The 24,180-nt window shown below is 41.6% G+C and carries 16 protein-coding genes; 15 read left to right on the top strand and 1 reads right to left on the bottom strand.

Annotated features, from left to right (window positions below):
- Nucleotides 1–8: 8 nt before the first annotated feature.
- From BF9343_RS14360 to BF9343_RS14300, 14 genes are all read left to right on the top strand, one after another.
- On the top strand, nt 9–875 hold the full coding sequence (locus tag BF9343_RS14360; protein WP_010993225.1) for a DUF1573 domain-containing protein: 867 nt from the start codon (nt 9–11) through the stop codon (nt 873–875).
- Nucleotides 876–1,195: 320 nt separating this feature from the next.
- On the top strand, nt 1,196–1,453 hold the full coding sequence (locus BF9343_RS22890; protein WP_005789035.1) for an NVEALA domain-containing protein: 258 nt from the start codon (nt 1,196–1,198) through the stop codon (nt 1,451–1,453).
- Nucleotides 1,454–1,539: 86 nt separating this feature from the next.
- Nucleotides 1,540–2,667 carry a hypothetical protein gene (locus BF9343_RS14355; protein WP_224223145.1) on the top strand — a complete coding sequence of 376 codons (1,128 nt, stop codon included), beginning with the start codon at nt 1,540–1,542 and terminating at the stop codon, nt 2,665–2,667.
- A 429-nt stretch (nt 2,668–3,096) separates the two neighbouring features.
- Nucleotides 3,097–5,028, top strand: coding sequence for a transglutaminase-like domain-containing protein (locus BF9343_RS14350; RefSeq protein WP_010993222.1), 1,932 nt, complete (start codon nt 3,097–3,099; stop codon nt 5,026–5,028).
- Nucleotides 5,029–5,201: 173 nt separating this feature from the next.
- Nucleotides 5,202–7,163 (top strand): transglutaminase domain-containing protein, encoded by a 1,962-nt coding sequence (locus BF9343_RS14345; protein ID WP_032568131.1) that lies wholly within the window; start codon nt 5,202–5,204, stop codon nt 7,161–7,163.
- A 102-nt stretch (nt 7,164–7,265) separates the two neighbouring features.
- Nucleotides 7,266–8,276: a BF3164 family lipoprotein gene (locus tag BF9343_RS14340; RefSeq protein WP_010993219.1), complete on the top strand. Its 1,011-nt coding sequence runs from the start codon at nt 7,266–7,268 to the stop codon at nt 8,274–8,276.
- Nucleotides 8,273–8,839 carry a hypothetical protein gene (locus BF9343_RS14335; protein WP_010993218.1) on the top strand — a complete coding sequence of 189 codons (567 nt, stop codon included), beginning with the start codon at nt 8,273–8,275 and terminating at the stop codon, nt 8,837–8,839. The genes BF9343_RS14340 and BF9343_RS14335 overlap by 4 nt, the downstream gene beginning before the upstream one ends.
- Nucleotides 8,840–8,947: 108 nt before the next feature.
- A complete protein-coding gene (locus BF9343_RS14330) occupies nt 8,948–9,976 on the top strand; it encodes a BF3164 family lipoprotein (RefSeq protein ID WP_010993217.1) in 1,029 nt (342 codons plus the stop codon).
- Nucleotides 9,977–10,005: 29 nt separating this feature from the next.
- Nucleotides 10,006–10,896, top strand: coding sequence for a signal peptidase I (gene lepB / locus BF9343_RS14325; protein WP_005789018.1), 891 nt, complete (start codon nt 10,006–10,008; stop codon nt 10,894–10,896).
- A complete protein-coding gene (locus BF9343_RS14320) occupies nt 10,896–12,584 on the top strand; it encodes an O-antigen ligase family protein (RefSeq protein WP_010993216.1) in 1,689 nt (562 codons plus the stop codon). Before lepB ends, BF9343_RS14320 begins: the two co-directional genes overlap by 1 nt.
- A 398-nt stretch (nt 12,585–12,982) precedes the next feature.
- On the top strand, nt 12,983–14,053 hold the full coding sequence (locus BF9343_RS14315) for an efflux RND transporter periplasmic adaptor subunit (protein WP_005789014.1): 1,071 nt from the start codon (nt 12,983–12,985) through the stop codon (nt 14,051–14,053).
- Nucleotides 14,054–14,079: 26 nt separating this feature from the next.
- Nucleotides 14,080–17,157, top strand: a complete 3,078-nt coding sequence (locus BF9343_RS14310) for an efflux RND transporter permease subunit (protein ID WP_005798729.1) — start codon at nt 14,080–14,082, stop codon at nt 17,155–17,157.
- 2 nt (nt 17,158–17,159) lie between these two features.
- The gene (locus tag BF9343_RS14305) at nt 17,160–18,653 is read left to right on the top strand and encodes a TolC family protein (protein WP_010993215.1); all 1,494 of its coding nucleotides are present in this window, start codon (nt 17,160–17,162) and stop codon (nt 18,651–18,653) included.
- A gap of 20 nt (nt 18,654–18,673) precedes the next feature.
- Nucleotides 18,674–21,877, top strand: a complete 3,204-nt coding sequence (locus BF9343_RS14300; RefSeq protein ID WP_005789008.1) for an efflux RND transporter permease subunit — start codon at nt 18,674–18,676, stop codon at nt 21,875–21,877.
- A gap of 130 nt (nt 21,878–22,007) precedes the next feature.
- Here BF9343_RS14300 and BF9343_RS14295 read toward each other — a convergent pair whose 3' ends face one another.
- On the bottom strand, nt 22,008–22,766 hold the full coding sequence (locus BF9343_RS14295) for a lysophospholipid acyltransferase family protein (RefSeq protein ID WP_005789007.1): 759 nt from the start codon (nt 22,764–22,766) through the stop codon (nt 22,008–22,010).
- Between the two features lie 88 nt (nt 22,767–22,854).
- On the opposite strand from BF9343_RS14295, the gene BF9343_RS14290 reads away from it, so the two are divergent.
- Nucleotides 22,855–24,087: an exonuclease SbcCD subunit D gene (locus tag BF9343_RS14290; RefSeq protein WP_010993213.1), complete on the top strand. Its 1,233-nt coding sequence runs from the start codon at nt 22,855–22,857 to the stop codon at nt 24,085–24,087.
- Nucleotides 24,088–24,180: the final 93 nt, after the last annotated feature.

Below are 24,180 nucleotides of genomic sequence, written 5' to 3'. Positions count from 1 at the left end.
AGATATTTATGAAATACTTATATGTGTTATTAGCTTTTTCTTTTTTGTTTTCTTGTAAAGATGAGAATAAAAAACATGCGGAATCTGTTTTGAGGGAATGGATGAATAAGGAAATTGTTTTCCCGAATAAAATGTATTTTAGTATTCAGGGTAAAGAGAATGTTGATTTTCGTATAAAAGATACCGAATATAAGATTGTCGCCTATGTTGATTCTGCCGGTTGCACCAGTTGTAAATTACACTTGTCTAAATGGAAAGAGTTAATCCATTATGTGGATTCTACTCAGTCTGAGCGTGTACAGTTTTTGTTTTTTTTCTTTCCCAAGAATGGAAGAGACATATATCATACAATGAGAATGGATAAATTTACCTATCCGGTTTGTGTTGACACACTCGATTCTTTTAATAAGTTAAATCATTTTCCTGACGATGTAAGATTCCAGACTTTTTTACTGAATAAGGAGAATAAGGTTGTAGCAGTAGGTAACCCCATTCATAACCCGAATATCAGAGATTTATTTTTGAATATAATTTCCGGTGGCACTTCTCTTCCAGATGAAAAACGTCCTCAAACAGAGGTGAAGATAGAGGCTCTGTCTATGGACTTGGGTATGTTTGATTGGAAAAAAGAACAGAAATGTATTTTTACCGTTGAGAATACGGGAAAAGAGTTGCTTGTGATTGATGATGTCAATACTTCGTGCAGATGTACTACAGTGGAGTATTCGAGAGAACCGGTTCAGTCCGGAAAGACGGTAGATATTACTGTCGTTTATAAGGCTGAATATCCGGAGCATTTTAACAAGACGATTACTGTCTACTGTAACTCGCCTGTTTCACCTTTGCAATTGAAAATAAAAGGAGATGCTAAATAAAAGTTAAGAGATTGCCGGCTGACGGTTGAGGCGCAGTGGACAAATAACCATGGGGGGCGATTTTGTTCAATGGTTTATTTCTAGGAGTAGTTGATAAACTTGCTGCAATTCACCGAAAGCCGGCTTTTTATGATTAAGGGTAGTATATGACAGGAGTAGCGGAAAAGAAAAAAAGAATGATAAAGATTTACCTATTATGGGTGCTGTTAGTCGGTAGCTTGTGCTGTTCTTGTACAGGAAATAAACGATTGGAATATGCGTTGGAGTTTGCCGGATAGGAATATTTTTTTCGGACTTTAAAGAAATTTAATGATGCTAAAATGAAAAAGAAATTTTATGCAGCGTTATTAGCTGTAGCTGTTATTGCGTTTACGGGATATAATGTTTATCAGAGTTCCACTTTATCTGATTTGGCTTTAGCTAATGTAGAGGCTTTGGCTAATATGAGTGAGGAGAGGGAAACAGTTAAATACTATTGTAAGGCTTCAGAGGGCAGATATATTTGCTCCTCTTGGAGACCTGGCTTATTGTGGAGTGGAACTAACCTTTGTTCTAATCATGATAGAAATTGTCGTTAAACAAGTCGATTAATAATAAACTAAGATTCATATATTGTTATTATATATGAATCTCAGCCTTTAAAATGAAGTTATTGGTTTATATTATGAAAAAAATAGCATTCTTGTTGCTTCTTTGTTCTTTGTTTGCATGTAGTCGTCAAGCGAAGAATGTTCCTCATTCTGGAGAGCGGCTATTAAATAAGAAAATATATTTGGATTCGGTAGTTGTTGATGCCAGTTATACCAGTGGTTGGGGGAATTTTTATTTAGTTGACTCTATCATTACATTTGCTGATACATATTATTCTAAATTTTATGATTATAAAGCTAATTCTGGTGATTCTGTTGCTGAACATTTTAGAAAAGGCAATGGTCCTGGAGAATTAAATGAATTTATGTTTGCTTATCCTATTCGTAATAAAAAGGGTCAGTGTTTAATTGTTGATAATTCAATTATGCTTCATTCTTTTAAACAACAGGATTATGAATTATTTCATCATGGTCGAATTAATTTCGGTTGGAATGGAGTATGTAAAGATTATGACTCCCCGCGAGCTTATAATATGATGTATTTAACTGACTATGGAGTTGATTTCTACTATCTAAATGACTCTATTATAATTTTTCCTGTAAACCTAATAGATCGTTTCGTTTCGGAGAAAGAGATAGAATCAGATCGTTATGATAAGTTGCATATTTTTGGGGAATTGAACGTAAATACTATGATAGTTGAACGTATCACGGGAAAAATGCCCGAAATTTATCATGAAAAACCTATTCCGAATTTTGAATCTTTTCGTTTTGCAATGAGAGGAGATACTGTATATGTAAATCATTATGTAGATTCATTGATTTATGTTTATTTGTATCCGGATGAACTTATTTACACTATGGGGTTTGAAGGTCGAGATATTGATCGTAATTATACGCAAACAACAGAACTGGATGAGGGGAAGACATTCATGAAAGATTATAAAACTGTTGGTTCAAGTGCTGGATTAGATTATGTACCTGAAACTAATATGTTGATTCGAACATATGTGAAAGAGAGAGTTATGAGAAAGACAGGGCTACAGTTGTATCAAAACTCAAACATGCTGGCTGATATAGATGTACCCAATTACTTTATGTTTCTTGGATACAATAATGGTTGGTACTATGGAGTACGTAAATTACCTTTAGAAACAGAGAATGATATACGTTTTGTTTTTTATAAATTCCGAATAGAATGACATTTTTTTATGTTCTTATCACTTTTCTATTTATGAATACCTATATCTGTTTTAGTCGGAAAAGTAAAGATGAGGTTATTTTTAATAAAAGGAGAGTTGATGTTGGTACTATTATGAATGATACATTACTGAAATGTTCTTTTAAATTTACCAATGTTAGTTCTCATGATATAAAAGTAAATAAAATATATCGATCTTGTAATCTTAGAACAGGAGAGTCATCTTATATATATGATTGTAGACACATCTAGTAAGAATGGATATTTTGAGGTTGCTGTTGTGGTTCAGTTGAATACTTTACAAGAAAATTATGCATTAAAGGTGGTAGGGAATAAAAAAGATTAGAAATGAAATATGATAGTGTATTGTTGTTAATTTCGGTTGTGTTGAGGATTTGTTCATGTAAGAACTAAAATGTAGAAAAAAAGAATGATAAAGATTTACCTATTATGGGTGCTGTTAGTCGGCAGCTTGTGCTGTTCTTGTACAGGAAATAAACGATTGGAATATGCGTTGGAGTTTGCCGGGGAGAATAGGGGAGAGCTTGAAAAAGTTTTGGAACACTATAATGATAGCGGACTGAAACAGGATGCCGCACGCTTTTTGATTGAAAATATGCCCCGCTATTTTAGTTATGAAGGATGGCAATTGGATACGTTAAAAGCAATTCATGCAGCCACAGAACATACGGATGGATGGGTGAATAAAAAAGATCGCAAAAAATGGGAACATTTTTCTTTTCGGACTTTAAAGAAAGTTTATGATGCTAAAGTGATTAAAGCTGAGTTCTTGATTCATCACATAGATCAAGCCTTTGAAGTTTTTGAAAAAAGATCCTGGAATAAATATTTGCCATTTGATGATTTCTGTGAATTGATTTTGCCATATCGGATTGGTGATGAACCCTTGGAGGAATGGCGTGGTTGGTATAGGGAGCGTTATGAATCTATATTGGATTCGCTCTATCAAGGGACAGATGTGGTAGAAGCCACCGATCGTTTAGGGGCTTATTTGCGTCAGGAAAAAGACTTCAGGTATAGTGTTGAGCTGGACTTACCCCATTTAGGTGCAGGTTTTTTGCTAGCTAACAGGGTTGGAAGCTGTGAGGCGTCTTGTGATTTTACGGTCTATGTGTTACGTGCGCTTGGTATTCCCGCTGCAACGGATATTTATCATTATGGACCCGGTAAGGGAGCCGGTCATGTCTGGAATGTATTGAGGGATACAACCGGTGGCTATGTTCCTTTCTGGTTTATTCAGACTAAAGTGGAGCGGGGCGGAAGTGATAAACGAGAAAAAGGGAAGGTATACAGGCGGTGTTTTGGAGCACAGCAGGAGAAAGTATCAGGTATCCGCCGCGATCGGTCTGTTCCGTTTCCGCTGAAAGATCCATATTTAAAAGATGTTACAAGTGACTATTTCCCGGCAAATCAGGTTACAATAGAAATTGATCCTCAGGTTGATAAAAAGTATATCTGCCTGGGTGTGTTTACATTGGAAGGATGTATGCCCATAGATATAACTGTGCAGAAAGGAAATAAAGCAACCTTTATGAATGTAGAACCCGGAATTTTGTTTCAACCGCTATATGATAACGGGATGAAGTGGGTGGCAGCCGGATACCCTTTCCTTGTAGACGAAAAGGGAGAGGTGAAGTATCATAAACCCGATTGCGCTGTGAAAGGAAGTATGGATTTGAGCCGTAAATTCTTATTGCGACAATATCTGAAAGATTATCTCAGCGCTGTAGTGGGGGATAAGATAGAGGGAGCCAATCATTCGGATTTTTCGGATGCCTGCCTGTTGCATCAGATAGTGGATACACCTAAGGTAAGCTACCAGGTAGTCTACCCACAATCCCGGAAGAGATACCGGTATATACGTTATACTTCGACTCCCGAAAAAACACTTCAACTGGCGGAATTACAGCTTTTCCGAAAAGTGGATGATCAAGAGAAAATAGCGGCTAAGGTCATCGATGGCAGTAATGCTTTTATTGCAGATGACCGGTTTGATCGTTTTAAAGTGAATGACGGTGATGGATTAACCTTTTTTCTTACGAAAGAGAAGGGAGCATTCGTTACACTTGATTTAGGTAAGCCGGAAAAGATTGAAAAAATAGTCTATATGCCTCGTAACGATGATAACTTCATTCGGTTAGGGGATCAGTATGAACTGTTTTATCAGGATGGATTTCGTGGTTGGATTTCTTTAGGCAGGCAAGTAGCCTCAGAATTAACATTGCACTATGACAATATACCCCAAAATTCAGTACTTTGGCTTCGGAATTTATCAAGAGGGAGAGAAGAAACCGTATTTCGAAACGAGGGCGGTCGGCAGGTTTTCTTTGTAAAGTGGTAAAAACAGGAAAGAAACAGATCAAAAAAAGAGGAATTTCTTTTATTTATTTTGTAAAATAGACTGTAAATCGCTGAATGGTCTGATTTTGTTGTTTTTTGACCGGATATTAGCTTCCTTAATCTTATTTTTTCTCAAACTTTGTAAGGTAAATCAATGTAGAAAGTATGACTATAATGAAGTTGAGACTGGGAGTTCGTGGGATGATGTGGCTAACCTTGGTAATTATGATGTGGGGCATCATATCTTGTCGAACTCAAGAAGAGAAACGTCTTGAAGAGGTTTTATCTCTTCCGCTCGCCAATAAAGAAGAACTACAAAAAGTACTGGATCATTATAAAGATGACAGCCTGAAGTATCAGGCCGTTTGCTTTCTAATCAGGAATATGCCTTTTCATGCAGGATACGAGGGAAATGCTTTGAAGCATTATTACCAATATTTTGATATTTACGCGCAAGGAAAATTAGGACCGTACGAAGTGATTGATTCTTTAAAAGAAAATTCGTTTTCTGTTTCGCAATTAAAACGGATAGAGGATATTGCCAATATTGATTCTTCTTTACTGGTGCAGAACGTGGATTGGGCTTTTAAGGTGTGGAGAGAGCAGCCTTGGGGCAAGAATGTAAGTTTTGATAATTTTTGTGAGTTTGTTCTACCTTATCGGCTGGGAGATGAACCACTTGGATTCTGGAGAGAAGATATTTATAAACGCTATAATCCAATATTAGATAGTATCCGGTTGTTGCCTCAAGCTCAGGATCCGTTGGTTGCTGCAAAGGTGTTGATGGATTCGCTTGTTGTGGAACCATCCCATTTTACCGGTCTGTTTCCCGCCGGTCCTCATTTAGGTCCTTCAGTAGTGTCATGGCGTGCGGGGAGCTGTCGCGAGTTCGCCGATTTGGTAGTGTATGTAATGCGTGCTTTGGGTATTCCTTGCGGGACAGACTATATGGCGATGCGTGGAGATAATAACGTGCCGCATTTCTGGAATTTTACATTGGATAAAGATGGAAAAACGCATATTACGGAATTTCCCGATCCTAATTGGAAACGGGCTGTGAGTATGTATAATCCTAAGGCAAAGGTATACCGGAATACGTATGGCTTAAACTGGAAAGATGTAAAGAGACAACAGGGAAAAATGATGCATCCGGCGTTTCGAAAACCTCTATATCAGGATGTCACGGCTGTGTATGCCGACAGCTTGAATCGTGATCTGGTAGTGTCTTCTGATATTTTGTGTAAGGAAGTTCACAAAGGAGATATTGTCTATTTTTGCCTTTCCACAAGGATGGATTGGGTACCTATAGCATGGACTGTTTTTGAAGAAGACTCATTGCGCTTTCAAGATACGGAAGGTAGTGTGATTGGTTGTTTGGCTACATGGAATGGAAAACGTCTTGTGATGCAGTCCGAGCCGTTTACCTATGATAAAATGTCAGGAACGATTGCTTTGCTCACTCCTCAAAGTGAAAAAGAAGATATAACCTTGTATTTTAAGTTTCCGCTGTTCTGCGACTTAGGTATCCTTCGTATGCCCGGAGGAGTTTTTGAAGGAAGTAATGATTCGCAGTTTCGCTCTGCAGATACATTGTATTATGTAAAACAATGGCCTTTCCGCTTGAACAACACTATTTTTCCGGAGAAAGAAAAGTCTTATCGCTATGTTCGGTACAAGGGGCCGAAGGGGAGTTATTGCAATATAGCAGAGATGGCTTTCTTTGAAGATACCTCGGATACGTTGGCGTTGAAAGGGCGGATCATCGGAACTCCGGGTTGTTTTCAGAAAGACGGCTCGCATGATTATTACAAAGTATATGATGGCAATCCCTATACTTATATGGATTATAAGACTCCTGATGAGGGGTGGGTCGGATTAGATTTTGGCATTCCCCACCGGATAAAGAAATTTACTTATATTCCTCGTAATTCGGATAATTTTATCCATAAAGGAGATGTATATGAATTATTCTATTGGCATGACAAGAAATGGAATTCGTTAGGTCGGCAAGTGGCAAAAGCAGATTCTTTAAATTATGTAATTCCGAAAGGGGTAGCCTTATTTTTAAAGAATCATACGGAGGGAAAGGACGAACGGATCTTTAAGAAGACCGATGGGAGACAACAGTTTTGGTAGAAGAGAATGAGGATGGTATGTCGTCATTACTAAAGCAAGAATATCTGCCGGACTCTGTCTCGGTTTATAATCGAGAGCCAGATATTTTAAAAGAGATAAATAATGAATGTTAGATGTTTTTTATGGGGGATTTTGTTTATAACTGTATCAAGTTGTATAGAATCTGATAGGATTATGCATTATGTTCGATTTGAACATACCATAAATTTGAAATCCGACAGGATACAGGTCCCTTCGGTGTTATTGTATCCACGAAGTTTGGTTTTATGTGATAGTAATCTGGTAGTATTCAATGAAAAAATGGATACCATGTTTCAATGCTTCCATTTGCCGGATTTGACCTTCCAATATGGTTTTGGAACACAGGGGCAGGGACCGGGTGATTTTTTTCTTCCTTCTATTTCTCCTGTGGAACATAAGAAGAACGGTTTTGTCATGTTAGACGGAATTAACCTGAAACATATTAGTGTTGAGAAAGACAAAGCTATCGTACAGACTTCGACTTTAAATTATGGATTTAATTGTTTTAATGACTTGATAAGTATTTCCGATAGCAGTTATTGTTGTAACGGAGGTTTTGAGAATGAAAAAGAATTTAGGTTTCTTTATCCTGACGGAAATCATGAATCATGGGGAGAATATCCTGAAACAGAGGAACGTTTCGGATCTGTTTTGGGCAGGAATCAAGCGTATATAAAGATGACCGTCGCTAAGCCTGATAAGAGTTGTTTCGTTTCGTTCTACCAACATATACGCCGTTTCAGAATTTATGGTAAAGATGGAGAATTAAAAAGAGATGTTATTTTAGATATTCTTCCCGGGCAAGAACGTCCTGATGTGGATGATTATTTGAGATTCATACATCCTATAAGTATCTATGCAACGGACAGTTATATTTATACATTAAATATGGATATGACAACAGAGGAAATTGAGAATCGAAAAACTACTCCTAACATCCAAGTATTCGATTGGGAAGGAAAACCACTTACACAATATAAACTCGATTGTTTTATTAACACTTTTGTCGTTGATGAAGTTGCAAATAAGATTTATGGAGCTTTTGTTGAAGACGAAGATCATATTTATGTATTTAATTTACCCCGATTATGAGATGGATGATTTTGATTTTTTTGAATTTTTTGTTTTGTGCCCAACTTGTTGGGCAAGTATCACGACCCGATAGAAACCTTTTGCGTGGTGAGACGTATGTGATTGAGGTGCCGAAAGGATGGAAACGTCCTTCTGCTGTGCATTCTTGCAATGATGAACCTTTGAAACGCGTTAATGGGAAATACGAAACTACAAAGTTTATGAGAGTATATTCAAAACGTAAAGATCGTTGTGGTGCGGTATTGACCATTATGGAAATACAAAAATGTGCATCTTTTCAGGAAATATTTAAGGAAGACAGTATTTGGGCATCGACGGATACTACGCAGGTGAAGGTGATATATAAGTCTGTCAATAGTAAGAATGGGGTTAAAAAGATGGCTTTTACTTCGTATAAGGCAGAGCGTCATCCGGAAACTAACGAATTATCTGCTTTGCAAAAGGCTGAATGGTATTTGCAGGGGCGTGAAAATGTATATTATATCAGTTTTACGTCTTGCTCATTGTTTTTAGAACTGCTACCGCAGATTAAAGATATTGTGGCGTCGTTAAAGGAACTTTAAGTAAAACATTTGGTAATATTTTTACGAATAAGATGTGTTTATAATTTAAAATGTATTATTTTTGCGAGTATAGAAAAGAATATCGCAATAAGTAGCCTTGACTAATATATGTGGAAGAAGTTGTCGCTGTATGTTTGTTTAATAACTATTTTGTGTTCTTGTCAGAAACAATGTAGTGCTTATGCACCTCCTACGTTTCCGGAAGTAAAGAAAATACATGCTCATCGTTTGTCGGACGAACTCCTGATCAGCTATCCTTTGGATATGGCTGTTAGTGAGGACTATATCTTTATATTGGCTTTGGCAGATAATGCCTGGTTGCAGGTATATGATAAGACTACAGGGCAACTGCTTGGAAGTTTTGTAACAAGAGGGCAGGGACCGGGTGAAGCGACTACTGCGAACATGTGCTATTATAATGCACGTGAAAAGAAAATTTCTGTGTATGACGAATCTTCTATGAAGTTATTGACTTATCGGTTTGATAAAGACGCTGATAATTGGGGAGCGTTGATAGAAGAACGGTCTTTTTATGATTTAGGAGGTACAGTACGCCGGGTGTGGGAACTTCGGAATGGTAGGTTTTTGGTAGATGGTCAGTTGGGAACAAAGTCGGATCAGCAAAAACGTTTTCAGATGTTGGCAGATGCAAAAGTGGTGGCTGATTACAATGATTTTCCTATAGATACTCCGAAAGAACGTTCCGTTTGGTCATCGCCAGCAATTGCGATATCTCCGGATTGTAAAAAGATGGCCGTAGGAACTTTATATGGAGGAATCCTTGAATTATTTGATTTATCACAAAACATAGAATTAAGAGCAATCCGAAAATTTTATCCTCCGGTCGTGCAATATTTATCCGGAACTATCCAAAACACAGAGGAGACTGTTTGGGGCTTTTCTGCGTTATGTGTTACAGATGAAAGGATTTATAGTGTATTTATAGGTGACAAGAATCCCAATTTATTTAATAACTTATCCGTTTTTGATTGGGATGGCCGGGAATTAATCAAATATAATACTGATTGCCTCGTTTTGAGAATTTGTGCTTCAACTCAGGAACCAAATAAACTGTATGGGATTGCTTTTTCTGAAACTCATGAATTTTATCTGGTCTCTTTTTCCTTGGGTTCTTGACAGGGGATCGCATTAAAATGTATATATATATGAAGAAAGAGGTTTGGATAAAACTGGTGAAACGAATCGGGAACTGGATTGTGAATATCTGTTTCTATTCTTGTGTGGCTTTTGTTGCCTGGATGGTATTGCAGGTGTTTTGCCTGACTTCTTTCAAAATCCCCTCCAATTCAATGGAACCGGCATTGCTTTCGGGAGACAAAATACTGGTGGATAAATGGACCGGTGGGGCACGTCTGTTTAATATCTTTGCGTCATTGCGAGGAGAAGAAGTGGATATCTATCGTCTACCGGGTTTCGGATCGTTTCAGCGGGACGATGTGCTTGTTTTTAATTTCCCTTATCAGGATGGGAGCGACAGCATCGGATTTGATATAATGAAGTATTATGTGAAACGGTGTATTGCCTTGCCGGGTGATACTTTGGAAATACGTAAGGGCTATTATCATATAAAAGGAATCACAGACAGTGTGGGGAATGTGCAGGCGCAACATCGGATTGCACGTGTCAGAAGGGAAGATTCACATGGGATCGTGATGGATGCTTTTCCGTGGGACGGACGTCTGGGATGGACCATTCAGGAATTCGGACCTCTTCCGGTACCGGCCAAAGGGCAGGTGGTGAAAATAGATACATTGTCTTGTTTGCTTTACGGAAGACTGATCCACTGGGAGCAGAAGAAGAGACTGCGGCAAAAAGGAGAGGCGGTATGTCTGGGTGATAGTGCGATAACGGAATATAAATTCACAGAGAATTACTATTTCGTATCGGGGGATAATATGGAAAATTCCAAGGATTCACGTTATTGGGGAATGTTGCCCGAATCATATATTGTAGGTAGGGCATTTACAATATGGCGGTCGGACGATCCTTTACGGGGAAAGATTCGTTGGAACCGGGTATTTAAAAGAATAAAATGATGAGAGAAAAAGTAGATTATATGCATATTATACTTCGTGGAGGACTTCTGGCAATGGTATGTGCACTGCTGTCTGTGGTATGGGTAAATGATCCGATGCTTCCGGCAGGTGAGTTGTCGGGGCAATGGCTCTATCTGGCAAAAGTTGCTATGGGAGCTGCTGTCGGTTGGGTGGTGTCGGCCTTTCTCTATTATAGAAAGGGGTATGATATGGGGGCTGATTTTTATCAGGTCGTTATTTGGAGTTTTATTGTTTTGGCTGCTTCTGAGGCTATTTATGGCTTGAGGCAGCTTTATGGTTTTACTTCTTCCCATCATTCTCTGTATTCCTTGACCGGATCTTTTTTTAATCCCGGACCGTATTCCGGTTATCTGGCTATGATATTTCCTCTTTGTCTGGATCAATGGTTACGATTACGGAAAAGGGAGAATAAGAATTGGATGGAATGGACGGGATATTATGGGGCCGTGGCAGTATTGTTTCTTATACTCTGTGTGCTTCCTGCGGGAATGAGTCGTTCGGCATGGGTGGCTGCTCTTATTTCAGGTATTTGGGTATATGGAGTGCATAAATCCTGGCCGGTACGCTTGAAAAGAGTGTGGATGCGCAAAAAGACAAAGGTGCTGGCCGTCACCTCTGTGTTATGTATAGTTGTGTTGGTCGGAGGAGTCTGTTTGTTTAACCTGAAAAAAGATTCGGCCAGCGGGCGACTGTTCATGTGGAAAATCAGTAGCCGGGCCATTGCAGAGAAACCATTTACAGGCTATGGGCAAGGAAATTTTGCACTGGCATATGGGACAAGTCAGGAAGCTTATTTTGCCGAAGGGAGTTATTCGCCTCAGGAAGAATTGGTGGCAGGAAGTCCGGAATATGCTTTTAATGAATATTTGCAGATAGCACTCGAGTGGGGGATACCCGTATTGCTTTGTTGCCTGGCTTTTGCAGGATTTTGTCTACGGAGAGGTGTGGAACTGAAACGTTGGGGGCCTTGTGGCAGTGTGATCTCTTTGTTGGTATTTGCTTTTTCTTCTTATCCGATGCAATTGCCTGCTTTTGTTATTGCATTCCTGATTTTACTGATGGCTTGTATTGCAGGACGCTTTCTTGCCTGGCAACTGGCGTTTGCTTGTGTGTTGGGATTTTCCGGATACCATTGGTGGCAGGCAGATGTGCATCAAGAGTGCAAGGACTGGGCCAACTGCCGTATGTTGTATCAGGCAGGTGCTTATCAAAGTGCAAAAGAAGGCTATGAACGTTTGTATCCGAAATTAAAGGGAAGAGGGGCCTTTTTGTTTGAGTATGGGCATTGTTTGCATAAATTAAAGGAGGCGGATGCTTCGATTCTATTATTGAAAGAAGCTTCTACCCGAAGTTGCGATCCGATGATACTAAATATTATTGGTAAGAATTTTCAGGAAAAAGGAGAATATGCTCAAGCTGAAAAATGGCTTTTGCGTTCCACTCACTTATTGCCGGGAAGGATTTATCCATATTACTTGTTGGCGAAGCTATATGCCTCGCCTGGATATTTACAGCCCGATAAATTCCATGAAATGGCGGACTTGGTCTTGACCAAGGAACCCAAAGTACAGTCGACAGCCGTACGGGAAATGAGAGATGAAATAAGGAAGTTAGTTATAGATGTAAGTAACGAAAAAATCGTAAATAGCAGAAATGTAAATGATTAATATGTTTTAAATGCAAGAAAAAGTATACAATTTCTTTTGCGTTTCTGAAGATTAGCAATTATATTTGTGACTGTATGCTAATAATATGAAATACATCATATATATGTCTTGGAAATAAGACATCAAATAAATAGAATTTGCTATGATAAACAGAATAAACGAACTACAAATAAGATTCGGGAATGAAATGCAGTTTTCCTATCCGAATCTTGACGGATTAATTGGAAGAAAAGTTTTTTGTCCACCTATGTAAGTAACGTAAAAATCGTAAATTGCTAATAATTAATGGATTTAAGTTTCTGCGTTATCCGGAATTAGTCCACCATTTATTTTGAGTTTTAGAAAGTAACCAACTATATTTGCAATCATAATTAATAGAGAAAAAGTTTAATAACATTATGAAAAACCAGTATCCCTTCTATACGCTTTGTCTGGCATTGACAATGCTGACAGCTTGTTCCGGTGAGAAGAAAGAGAGTGCTTCTGAAAAAGGAGTGGAAACCGTGTTGCCCGACACGAAAAACGAGGTGTCTGTCATGACGCTCAAAAAGCAGATATTCAATCATGAATTGGTGAGTAATGGAAAAATTTCTGCCCGGGGAATGGCTGACCTGAGATTTGAAAGTGGTGAAGTGATAGCCCATATTTGGGTAAAGAACGGAGACCGGGTACGAAAGGGGCAGAAGTTGGCGGAGTTGGACAAATTCAAACTTGACAACCAGTTGTCGCAATCGGAAGACGCTTTAAAAAAGTCGGAATTGGAATTGAGGGATGTACTTATCAGTCAGGGCTATCCGGCAGACGATATTAGTCAGGTACCCGAAGAGACAATGAAGTTGGCAAAGGTGAAGAGTGGTTATGATCAGAGCAAATCACAATATGAAATGTCGAAATACAATGCAGAGCACGCTACTTTGACCGCACCTTTTGACGGAGTAGTTGCTAACCTGTTTTCGAAACCCTACAATCTGGCCAGTACTTCGGATGTATTCTGTACGGTGATCGATATGCAGGGGATGGAAGTAGATTTTACTGTACTTGAAAGTGAGTTGCCATTAATAAAGAATGGAGATAAGGTAGTGATCAAGCCCTATTCGGATGCCGCAACAGTACACGAAGGAAGTATTTCGGAAATCAACCCTTTGGTAGATGATAAAGGAATGGTGAAGGTGAAAGCCCGGGTGAACGGGGCCGGTAAGCTGTTTAGCGGGATGAATGTACGTGTCAGTGTACATCGTTCGTTGGGAGAGCAGTTGGTGATTCCGAAAAGCGCAGTCGTACTTCGTTCGGGCAAGCAGGTTGTATTTACCCTGAAAGATGGGAAGATGGCCCAATGGAACTATATTCATACCGCTTTGGAAAATGCAGACAGTTATAGTGTGGCCGACGGACTGACAGAAGGAGATACGGTCATCGTAAGCGGAAACATTAACCTGGCACACGAAGCTCCGGTCACAATCATTGAATAAGGATGAATCACTAACACAGAACAATTATGATTAAATTCCTGATACAACGTCCCATTGCCGTATTGATGGCTTTTACGGCTTGCTTCATAGTGGGGTTGGTGACGTACTTCACATTACCGGTATCGCTGTTGCCGGATATCTCCATCCCGGAGATTACCGTACAGGTATCAGCTAAAAATACCTCGGCACGTGAATTGGAAAACACAGTCGTGAAGCCTGTCCGTCAGCAATTGATTCAGGTGGCTGCCCTAAAAGACATGACCAGTGAAACGCGTGACGGTGCGGGTATTATCCGGCTTAGTTTTGATTTTGGTACCAATACGGACCTGGCATTCATAGAGGTTAACGAAAAGATTGACGCAGCTATGAACTATTTGCCTAAAGATACCGATCGTCCGAAGGTGATCAAGGCAAGTGCTACCGATATTCCGGTATTCTATCTGAATCTGACTTTAAAGACAGACAGTGCTTATGAAGAGACGGATCAGCAGGCTTTCCTGAATTTATGTGAGTTTTCAGAATCGGTAATCAAACGCCGTATCGAACAGTTGCCGGAAGTGGCAATGGTAGACGTTACCGGTTTGCTGGAAAGACAATTGCAGATTGTACCCGATATGGATAAACTGGCTATGCTTGAATTATCCATTGAAGATATTGAGACGGCTCTGGCGCAAAACAATGTAGAGCCGGGAAGCATGACCGTACGGGATGGATACTATGAATATAACATCAAGTTCTCAACTCTGCTCCGTACTGCGGAAGATGTGGAGAATATATATATCCGTAAAGGAGATCGCATCATACAGTTGAAAGAATTTTGCCGGATAGCGATAGTACCGGTCAAAGAAAAAGGAGTATCTGTGTCGAACGGTAAAAGGGCCGTGACGCTTGCCATCATTAAGCAGGCCGACGAAAACATGGACAATATGAAAGATGCTCTGTCGGAAACAATGGATTATTTCAAAAAGATCTATCCGGATATCGAGTTTAGCGTGAGTCGTAATCAAACCGAACTGCTGGACTATACAATATCCAATCTTCAGCAGAATCTCTCACTCGGTTTTGTTTTCATTTGTATCGTTGCCGTACTCTTCTTGGGAGATGTCAAATCTCCATTCATTATTGGGCTGAGTATGGTGGTGTCTATTGTCATCAGTTTCTTGTTTTTCTACCTGTGTAAAATGTCTCTCAATATCATCTCCCTGTCCGGACTGATCCTGGCACTGGGTATGATGATCGACAGTTCGATTATCGTAACGGAAAATATATCGCAATACAGGGAAAAGGGTTATTCGTTGCGGAGAGCCTGCGTGGCGGGAACAAGTGAGGTGGTGACTCCTATGCTGAGTTCTTCGTTTACGACGATTGCTGTATTTGTACCTTTGGTATTTATGAGTGGTATCGCGGGTGCTATCTTCTACGATCAGGCTTTTGCCGTTACGGTAGGATTGATGGTCTCTTATTTCACCGGTATCATGTTGCTTCCTGTTCTGTATATGTTGGTCTATCGTACCGGGATCAAAGGTGGTCCGAAGTGGTTGAGGCTGAAAATTAATAATCCTTTGAAAGAACATACTCTGGACCGCTTCTACGATAAGGGTGTCGACTGGGTATTCAGTCATAAGACGTTGAGTGTATTGTTCTGTGCCATCTCTTTTCCGTTATGTATCTTCTTTTTCTACTTTATCGATAAAGAAAGAATGCCGGATATCGACGAAAATGAATTGATTACCCGTATTGAATGGAACGAAAACATTCATGTGGACGAGAATCAACGCCGGGTCGACGAATTGTTCCGTGAGTTGCAGGGAGCATCTGTGGAGCAGACAGCGTCCATCGGATTGCAGGATTACATCTTGAACCGGGAACAAGAGTTGTCTTCATCGGAGGCGGAACTTTATTTTAAGACCGAAACCTCGAAAGAGATTGCTCCGTTACAGGAACAAATTTATCAGAAGCTGAAAGAACGTTATCCTTTGGCTGTGATTTCATTCTCTCCTCCTGAAACAGTTTTTGAGAAACTGTTTGTGACCGGTGAGGCTGATATTGTGGCCGAATTATATGCCCGCAATAAGGACAGGGCACCCGGCCCCGGTACTTTGCGTGGATTGGAGCAAACATTCGGTCAGAAGACAGGAATACCTCCTACAGGTATTGCTTTCGAAAACCAATTGAACCTCAGTATTAATCAGGAAAAGCTATTGTTGTATCAAATCTCTTATAACGAGTTGTATCGTGTGCTGAGAACTGCTTTCAAGGAAAACAGTGTAGCTATGTTGCACTCTTATCAGCAATATCTGCCTATCAGCATTGCAGGAGACGAAAAGACGGTTAACCAGGTTTTACAGGAAACCTTGATTCAGACACAACCGGACAGCAAGACGGGAGAGGTGAACTTTATTCCCTTACGGGAGCTGATAAAAGTAACTCCCGCAGAAGATTTGAAGAGTATTACAGCCGGAAGAAATGGGGAGTATATTCCTTATAAATTCTATGGAGTGGAGAATGCGGAGAAGTTGATGACCCAGGTTAAAGAAACCTCTAGCGAGACAGGAGATTGGGACATCGCCTTTTCTGGAAGCTTCTTTTCCAATCAGAAGATGCTGGACGAACTGGTGGTCATTCTGTTCATCTCCCTTTTGCTGATGTATTTCATTTTGGCGGCTCAGTTCGAGAGTTTCATGCAGCCTTTGCTGGTGTTGATGGAAATACCGATTGACGTGGCGTTTGCATTGGTATTGCTTTGGGTGTGCGGACATACATTGAACCTGATGTCGGCCATCGGATTGATTGTGACTTGCGGTATCGTGATCAATGACTCCATCCTGAAGCTGGATGCCATCAACGAATTGCGTAAGGAGGGAGTACCATTACTGGAGGCCATTCATGAAGCCGGACGAAGAAGATTACGACCGATTATCATGACATCGTTGACCACTATTTTTGCAATGGTACCGTTGCTGTTTTCGTTCGACCTTGGTTCCGAACTTCAGAAACCGCTGTCCATAGCCATGATAGGTACTATGACAATCGGTACCCTGGTGAGTTTGTTCATCATCCCTTTGTTGTATTGGTTTATTTATAGAAATAAAGAAAAACGATAGATATGAAGAAAAGGTATTATATAGTAATAGCAGCCTTGCTGTTTGGGGCTTCTGTAGCGAAGGCTCAGGATCATATAAAACTCGATTTGCAGAAGACGATACAATTGGCCAATGACAGTTCACTGGAGGCATTCCGTACGCAGAATATGTATCTTTCCGGTTACTGGGAGTATCGGACTTACAAGGCCAATCGCCTGCCGAGCCTTACTTTGAATATGACTCCTGCCGAGTATAACCGGGATATCACCAAGCGATACGATTCGGAAAAGGACTTGGATGTTTATCGTAGCCAACAGTCGTTCTATGCATCGGGTAATCTGGCTATCCAGCAGAACTTCGATTTGACCGGCGGTACTTTCTACCTGCAATCGCAATTGGGATATATGCGTAGTTTTGGTGGGAACAAGACAACGCAGTTTACCAGTGTACCTATCCGGTTGGGATATTCACAGAGCCTGGTCGGATATAATTCGTTCAAGTGGGAGAGAAAGATTGAACCCTTGAAATATGAAAAAGTAAAGAAAGAGTTTGTGTATAATGTGGAAGCCGTATCCGTGCAGGCCACTACGTATTTCTTTAACCTGGCTATGGCGCAGGCCGAGTATAACCTGGCCAAGGAGAATATGGTTTCTTCGGATACGCTTTATAGCATCGGAGTGCAACGCCAGAAGATAGCAGCCATCTCGAAAGCCGACTTATTGACACTGAAGTTGGATGTGGTGAATGCACGCAATACGTTGCAGAACAAGGCTAGTGCCCTGAAACGCGCCATGTTTTCACTGGTTTCGTTCCTGAACCTGGATAAGAATACGGTTATCGATATCGACTTGCCTGTCCGGCCTCAGGAATTGGTGATACCGGTGGACAAGGCATTGCAGATGGCACATGAAAACAATCCTCAGTTACTGGGGTTAAAGCAGAACGTACTGGAAGCCGAACGCAATGTGGACAAGACGAAAAAAGAGTCGCGTTTCAATGCGAGCGTGAATGCCTGTATCGGTTTCAACCAGGTGGCTGATAATTTTGGAGATGTGTACCACAAACCCATGCAGCAGGATTTGGTATCAGTCAGTGTCAGTATTCCGTTGGTTGACTGGGGGGTAAGGAAAGGTAAATATAACATGGCCCGCAATAACCTGAATGTGGTGAAAACTTCTGCCCGCCAGGATGAAATCAGCTTGGACGAAGAAGTGATCATGACTGTGAACGATTTCAATATTCAACAGAATATGATCACCAGTGCCGAAGAAGCACTAGACCTCTCTATCCTGGCCTATAACGAGACTCGTCAGCGGTTTATCATCGGGAAAGCAGATATCAACAGTCTGACGCTGTCTCTGAACCGTCAGCAAGAGGCACAACAGAATTACATTTCAGCCTTGCAAAACTATTGGCTGAACTATTATAAGATACGTAAACTGACGTTACATGACTTTGCTACCGGAATCTCGCTGACTGACAAGTTTGACTATGCGGGAGGACAATTGGTGCGATAGTGCTAACTAACATTGAAACGATGGATAATCCTTCTAAAATAAAAACGCAGACGAAAGCCTCTTCTTTTACGCTGATTGTCGCCTTTATATGCGTGGCGTTGATCGGTCTGGCCTTAATCCCCCTGCTTCCCGTAAAGCTGAACCCTTCGAGAACCCTGCCCGGTTTTACGGTGCAGTTCAGTATGCCCGGTACTTCGTCGAGGGTGGTGGAAATAGAGGCTACCAGTAAACTGGAGGCTATGTTGGCACGTATCAAGGGCATAAAGAATATCTATTCTACCTCCGATAATGGTTCGGGAAGCATCACCATTGAATTGGATAAGTATGCGGATATAGATGCGGTACGTTTTGAGGCTTCTACCATTATCCGGCAGACCTGGCCGCAGCTTCCCGATGGAGTGAGCTATCCTTATATCAGGATGAAGCGCCCGGACGAGAATGCTTCCCGCCCTTTTATGTCGTTTACACTCAACGCTCCTTCTACTCCTATCTTGATTCAGCAATATGCCGATGAGCATATCAAAACAAGACTGGCACAGATTCAGGGCATCTATAAGATAGACCTGAGCGGAGCTACTCCCATGGAGTGGGTCTTGGAGTATGATAGCGAACAACTGAGACGATTGGGAATTACTTTGAGTGATATCCAGCAGGCTGTCAGCCGCTATTATCTGAAAGAGTTCCTCGGTACCTATAATGTCGAATCATCTACAGGGGGTAAAGAGTGGATCCGGTTGGCGCTGATGCCTGAAACAAAAGATGAGGGTTTTGATGCATCCCGTATCCGGGTGAAGAGTGCCGAAGGTAAATTGATCAGTCTGGACGAGCTTGTAACTGTGTCCCACATGGAAGAGGCCCCCCAAAGCTATTATCGCATCAACGGACTTAACTCCATTTATCTGTCGATAACAGCAGAAGAAACTGCCAATCAATTGCAATTGAGCAAACAAGTGAAAGAAGAGATGGAGGCCATACAAAAGGTGTTGCCTGCCGGATATGAAATTCACACCAGTTATGATGCGACGGAATTTATTCACGAAGAATTGAACAAGATTTATCTGCGTACCGGCCTTACGGTTCTGATCTTGCTGTTCTTTGTGCTGATTATCACTCTGAATCCGCGTTACCTATTCTTGATTGTAGTCAGCCTGAGCATCAATATTGCGGTAGCAGTCATTTTCTATTATCTTTTTGGGTTGGAGATGCAGCTCTATTCGCTGGCCGGTATTACGGTTTCGCTCAATCTGGTGATAGACAATACGATTGTGATGACCGACCATATACTGCACCGGCGTAACCTGAAAGCCTTTATGTCTATCCTGGCCGCTACTCTGACTACAATGGGAGCTTTGGTGATCATCTTCTTCCTTGACGAGAAGATACGGTTGAACTTGCAGGACTTTGCAGCCGTGGTGATTATCAACCTCGCCGTATCCTTGTTTGTCGCTCTGTTCTTCGTACCTGCCCTGATCGAAAAGATCGGGTTGAAAAAGAGGAAACGTCGTCGGACCCAATCCCGCTTCTTCCTTCTCCGGGCCTCTCTTCCGCGAAGAATAACGGTTTACTTTACCCGCTTCTATGGCTGGATGATACGTAAATTGTGTCGTTGGCGTGTGGCTGTCTGCATCTTGTTGATACTATTGTTCGGACTTCCGGTGTTTATGCTTCCGGATAAAGTGGAGGGTGAAGGACGTGCCACGGAGTGGTACAACAAAACCTTGGGATCGTCCACTTACAAAGAGAAGATCAAGCCGATAGTCGACAAAGCATTGGGAGGTAGTTTGCGCCTGTTTATCCAGAAGGTATACAACGGCAGCTATTTTACCCGGAACGAAGAAGTCGTGTTGTATGTATATGCCAATCTTCCGAACGGCAGTACGTTGGAGCAGATGAACGAACTGATCAAGAAGATGGAAATCTATCTGAGCCAGTTTAAAGAAATTAAGCAGTTCCAGACCTCGGTATACAATGCCCGTCGGGGTAATATCAATATCTATTTTACCAAAGAGCATCAGAATAGCGGTTTCCCCTATACACTGAAAGCCAACATTATCAGTAAGGCCCTGCAACTGGGTGGAGGTAGCTGGGGTGTATACGGCTTGCAGGATCAGGGGTTCAGTAATGATGTTCGTGAGGGAGCCGGTTCGTTTCAGGTGAAGATGTACGGATACAATTATGATGAACTGTACGAATGGGCTGAAAAGTTGAAAGCCAAGTTGCTGACCCACCGACGGATCAAGGAAGTCATCATCAATTCGTATTTCTCTTATTGGAAAGACGATTATCAGGAGTTCTATTTTAATCTGAACCGTGAACGTATGGCGCAGGAGAATATCAATGCCAATATTCTGTTCTCCACCATCCGGCCGATATATGGTAAGAATATGGAGATCGGCTCGGTAGTGGCGGAAAATGGTTCGGAAAAGATAAAGCTTTCTTCCAAGCAGTCTCAGGAATATGATATCTGGGCCATGCAATATTTTCCGTATGGAACAGACGATAAACAGTATAAGCTGTCTGAACTGGCCACTATGGAAAAAGGGCAGATGCCCCAACAGGTTGCCAAGGAGAACCAGCAGTACAGGCTATGCCTGCAATACGAATATATCGGTTCGGGCGAGCAGGGAAACAAAATCCTGAAGCGGGATCTGGAAGAATTCAATAAAGAGTTGCCGATGGGGTATACGGCTCAGTCGGAGAGAGAGAGCTGGGGTTGGGGAAAAAAGGATAACAAGCAATACTTGCTTTTGCTGGTAGTGATTGCCATTATCTTCTTTACTACCAGTATTCTGTTCAACTCTTTGAAGCAGCCTTTGGCCATCATATTTATCATTCCCGTGTCGTATATCGGGGTATTCCTGACGTTCTATTGGTTTAAGCTGAACTTTGACCAAGGTGGCTTTGCTTCGTTCGTTTTGCTATGTGGTATTACGGTGAACGCCAGTATCTATATCCTCAACGAATACAATGCCATCCGGAGGCGTCATCCACGAATGTCGGCTTTGAGAGCTTATACCAAAGCCTGGAATGCAAAAATCCTTCCTATCTTCCTGACGGTGGTTTCCACCATCCTTGGTTTTATTCCCTTTATGGTCGGTACGGATAAGGAGGCATTCTGGTTCCCATTAGCGGCAGGAACTATCGGAGGATTGGTGATGTCTATCATCGGAATCTTTTTCTTCCTCCCGGTATTCGTGTTGAAGAAGAGGGTTGGTAAGCGTTGAATACCTTTTAAATAGTGAATGCTTTGAGCAATGGTGCTCTTAAAAGATGAACGATGAACGAGCTGTGCGATAGTCAATGCAGCTTGTTCATCGTTCATTTTTTACCAGTGTTTTTTCTATTTAAGAACGTCTATCGATCCTGATCTTCGTTCTTCACCATTCCTTTGAATTTATCGGGAAGTGCACTTTCTACAGCTGTGTAAGCCTCGGCCATAGTAGCTTTCATATTATCTGCTCCTTGTCCTTTGGGGGGGATGGGATCATGAATGGTCAGAATCATGCGATGACGGTGAATCCATTTGCCGGTGCGTGGCAGGATTTCGAAAGAGCCGTCTATGGTTACGGGAACTACGGCAAGCTGTAAGTCATCTGCCAATTGAAAAGCTCCTTTTTTAAAATATCCCATGTGTCCGGTGAAAGAACGGGCTCCTTCCGGGAAGACCACTAATGATACTCCGTCCTTCAGGGAGTCTTTGGCTTGACGAATGGTTTCAAGTACCTTTTTCGGTCCCGAGCGATCTACAAAGATATGTCCTGCGCTTTCGCATGCTTTTCCGACGAAAGGAATTTTGCGAAGGCTTTTTTTCATCATCCATTTAAAGTTACGTCCCAGAAAACCATAAATCAGAAAGATATCGAATGAGCCCTGATGATTGGGGACAAAGATGTAAGAAGTTCTTTCATGTAGCTTTTCGCGCCCATGCACTTTGACCGGGATCAACAGAAAAAGGCAGATCAGTTGTGACCATATTTTCCCCGGATAATATCCCCAGATGTGGGCTCCTCCCAGCAATGAACCAACGATTGTGACAACCGCCGTGAGGATAGTCAATACTAACAAAATGGGCAATGCAATGCAGATTTGATAAATATAGTATAGTATCTTCATAATGATTTTGGTTTTAGCTTGTGCAAAAATAAACAAAATAATATTGCTGTCCTGAATAATTGCTAACTTTGTTTCAAATTTCAATAGCATGATACGTATACTACATACAGCCGATTGGCATTTGGGACAAACCTTTTTCGGGTATGACCGCACACAGGAACACGAACATTTTCTGGACTGGTTGGCCGGTGTCCTCACTAAGAACAAGATTGATGTACTGATTGTTGCCGGAGATGTCTTTGATGTTTCCAATCCGTCTGCTGCTTCCCAGCGGATGTTCTATCGTTTCATTCACAGGGTGACGACTGAGAATCCGCGATTGCAGTTGGTTGTTGTGGCCGGCAATCACGATTCGGCTGCCCGGCTGGAATCTCCTCTGCCTTTGTTGCAGGAGATGCGTACGGAGATTAAAGGAATTGTCCATAAACAGAATGGCAAAATAGATTATGAGCATTTACTGGTAGAATTGAAGAATGCGGCGGGGGAGGTAGAAGCCCTATGCCTGGCGGTACCTTTCTTGCGACAGGGAGACTATCCGGTGGTAGAGACTGAAGGCAATCCGTATGCGGAAGGGGTGAAGGAACTGTATGCCCGTTTGTTGAAATATGCGTTGAAGAAGCGGACTGACGGACAGGCATTGGTGGCTGTCGGACACCTGCTGGCAACCGGTTCGGAGATTGCCGAGAAAGATCATAGTGAGCGCATCATCATCGGTGGTCTGGAGAGTGTATCGCCCGAGTCTTTTCCCGAACAGATTGTTTATACGGCTTTAGGGCATATCCACAAGGCTCAGCGCGTATCGGGCAGGGAGAATATCCGTTATGCCGGCAGTCCCTTACCTATGTCGTTTGCCGAGAAGCATTATCACCACGGAGTGGTAAAAGTGACCCTGGATGAAGGTTGGGCGGTTGAGATAGAGAAACTTGAATATACTCCGTTGGTGCGTTTGCTAAGTATCCCTGCCACAGAAGCTGCGGCTCCGGACGAGGTGCTGGATGAATTGCGCGGGCTGGAACTACCGGAAGATGAACCGATGCCCTATCTGGAAGTCAAGGTGAAACTAAGCGAACCGGAGCCGATGTTGCGGCAGCAAGTGGAAGAAATACTGGAAGGCAAGCCGGTCCGGCTGGCCCGTATCGTTTCTTTCTATCGGCAGGCGGCAGAGGGGAGCGTGGAAGAAGAAACCCTGACCGCCGGATTGCAGGAGATGAATCCCTTACAGATTGTGAAAGCAACCTTTGAGAATAGTTACCAGGCGGAGATGCCGGAAGAACTGGTAAATTTGTTCCAGGAGGCTTGCCGGACCATCAATTTAGAATGAATCAAATAGGAATTCACCACAGATTACACAGGAATTCACCACAGATTACACAGATTCACACAGATTAATAGATGATCTCGTTGATAGTAAAGA

The organism is Bacteroides fragilis NCTC 9343 (assembly GCF_000025985.1).
Classification (GTDB): Bacteria; Bacteroidota; Bacteroidia; order Bacteroidales; family Bacteroidaceae; genus Bacteroides; species Bacteroides fragilis.
Note: the sequence above shows the minus strand (reverse complement) of the source record. Positions and strands in the feature narration are given on the sequence as shown.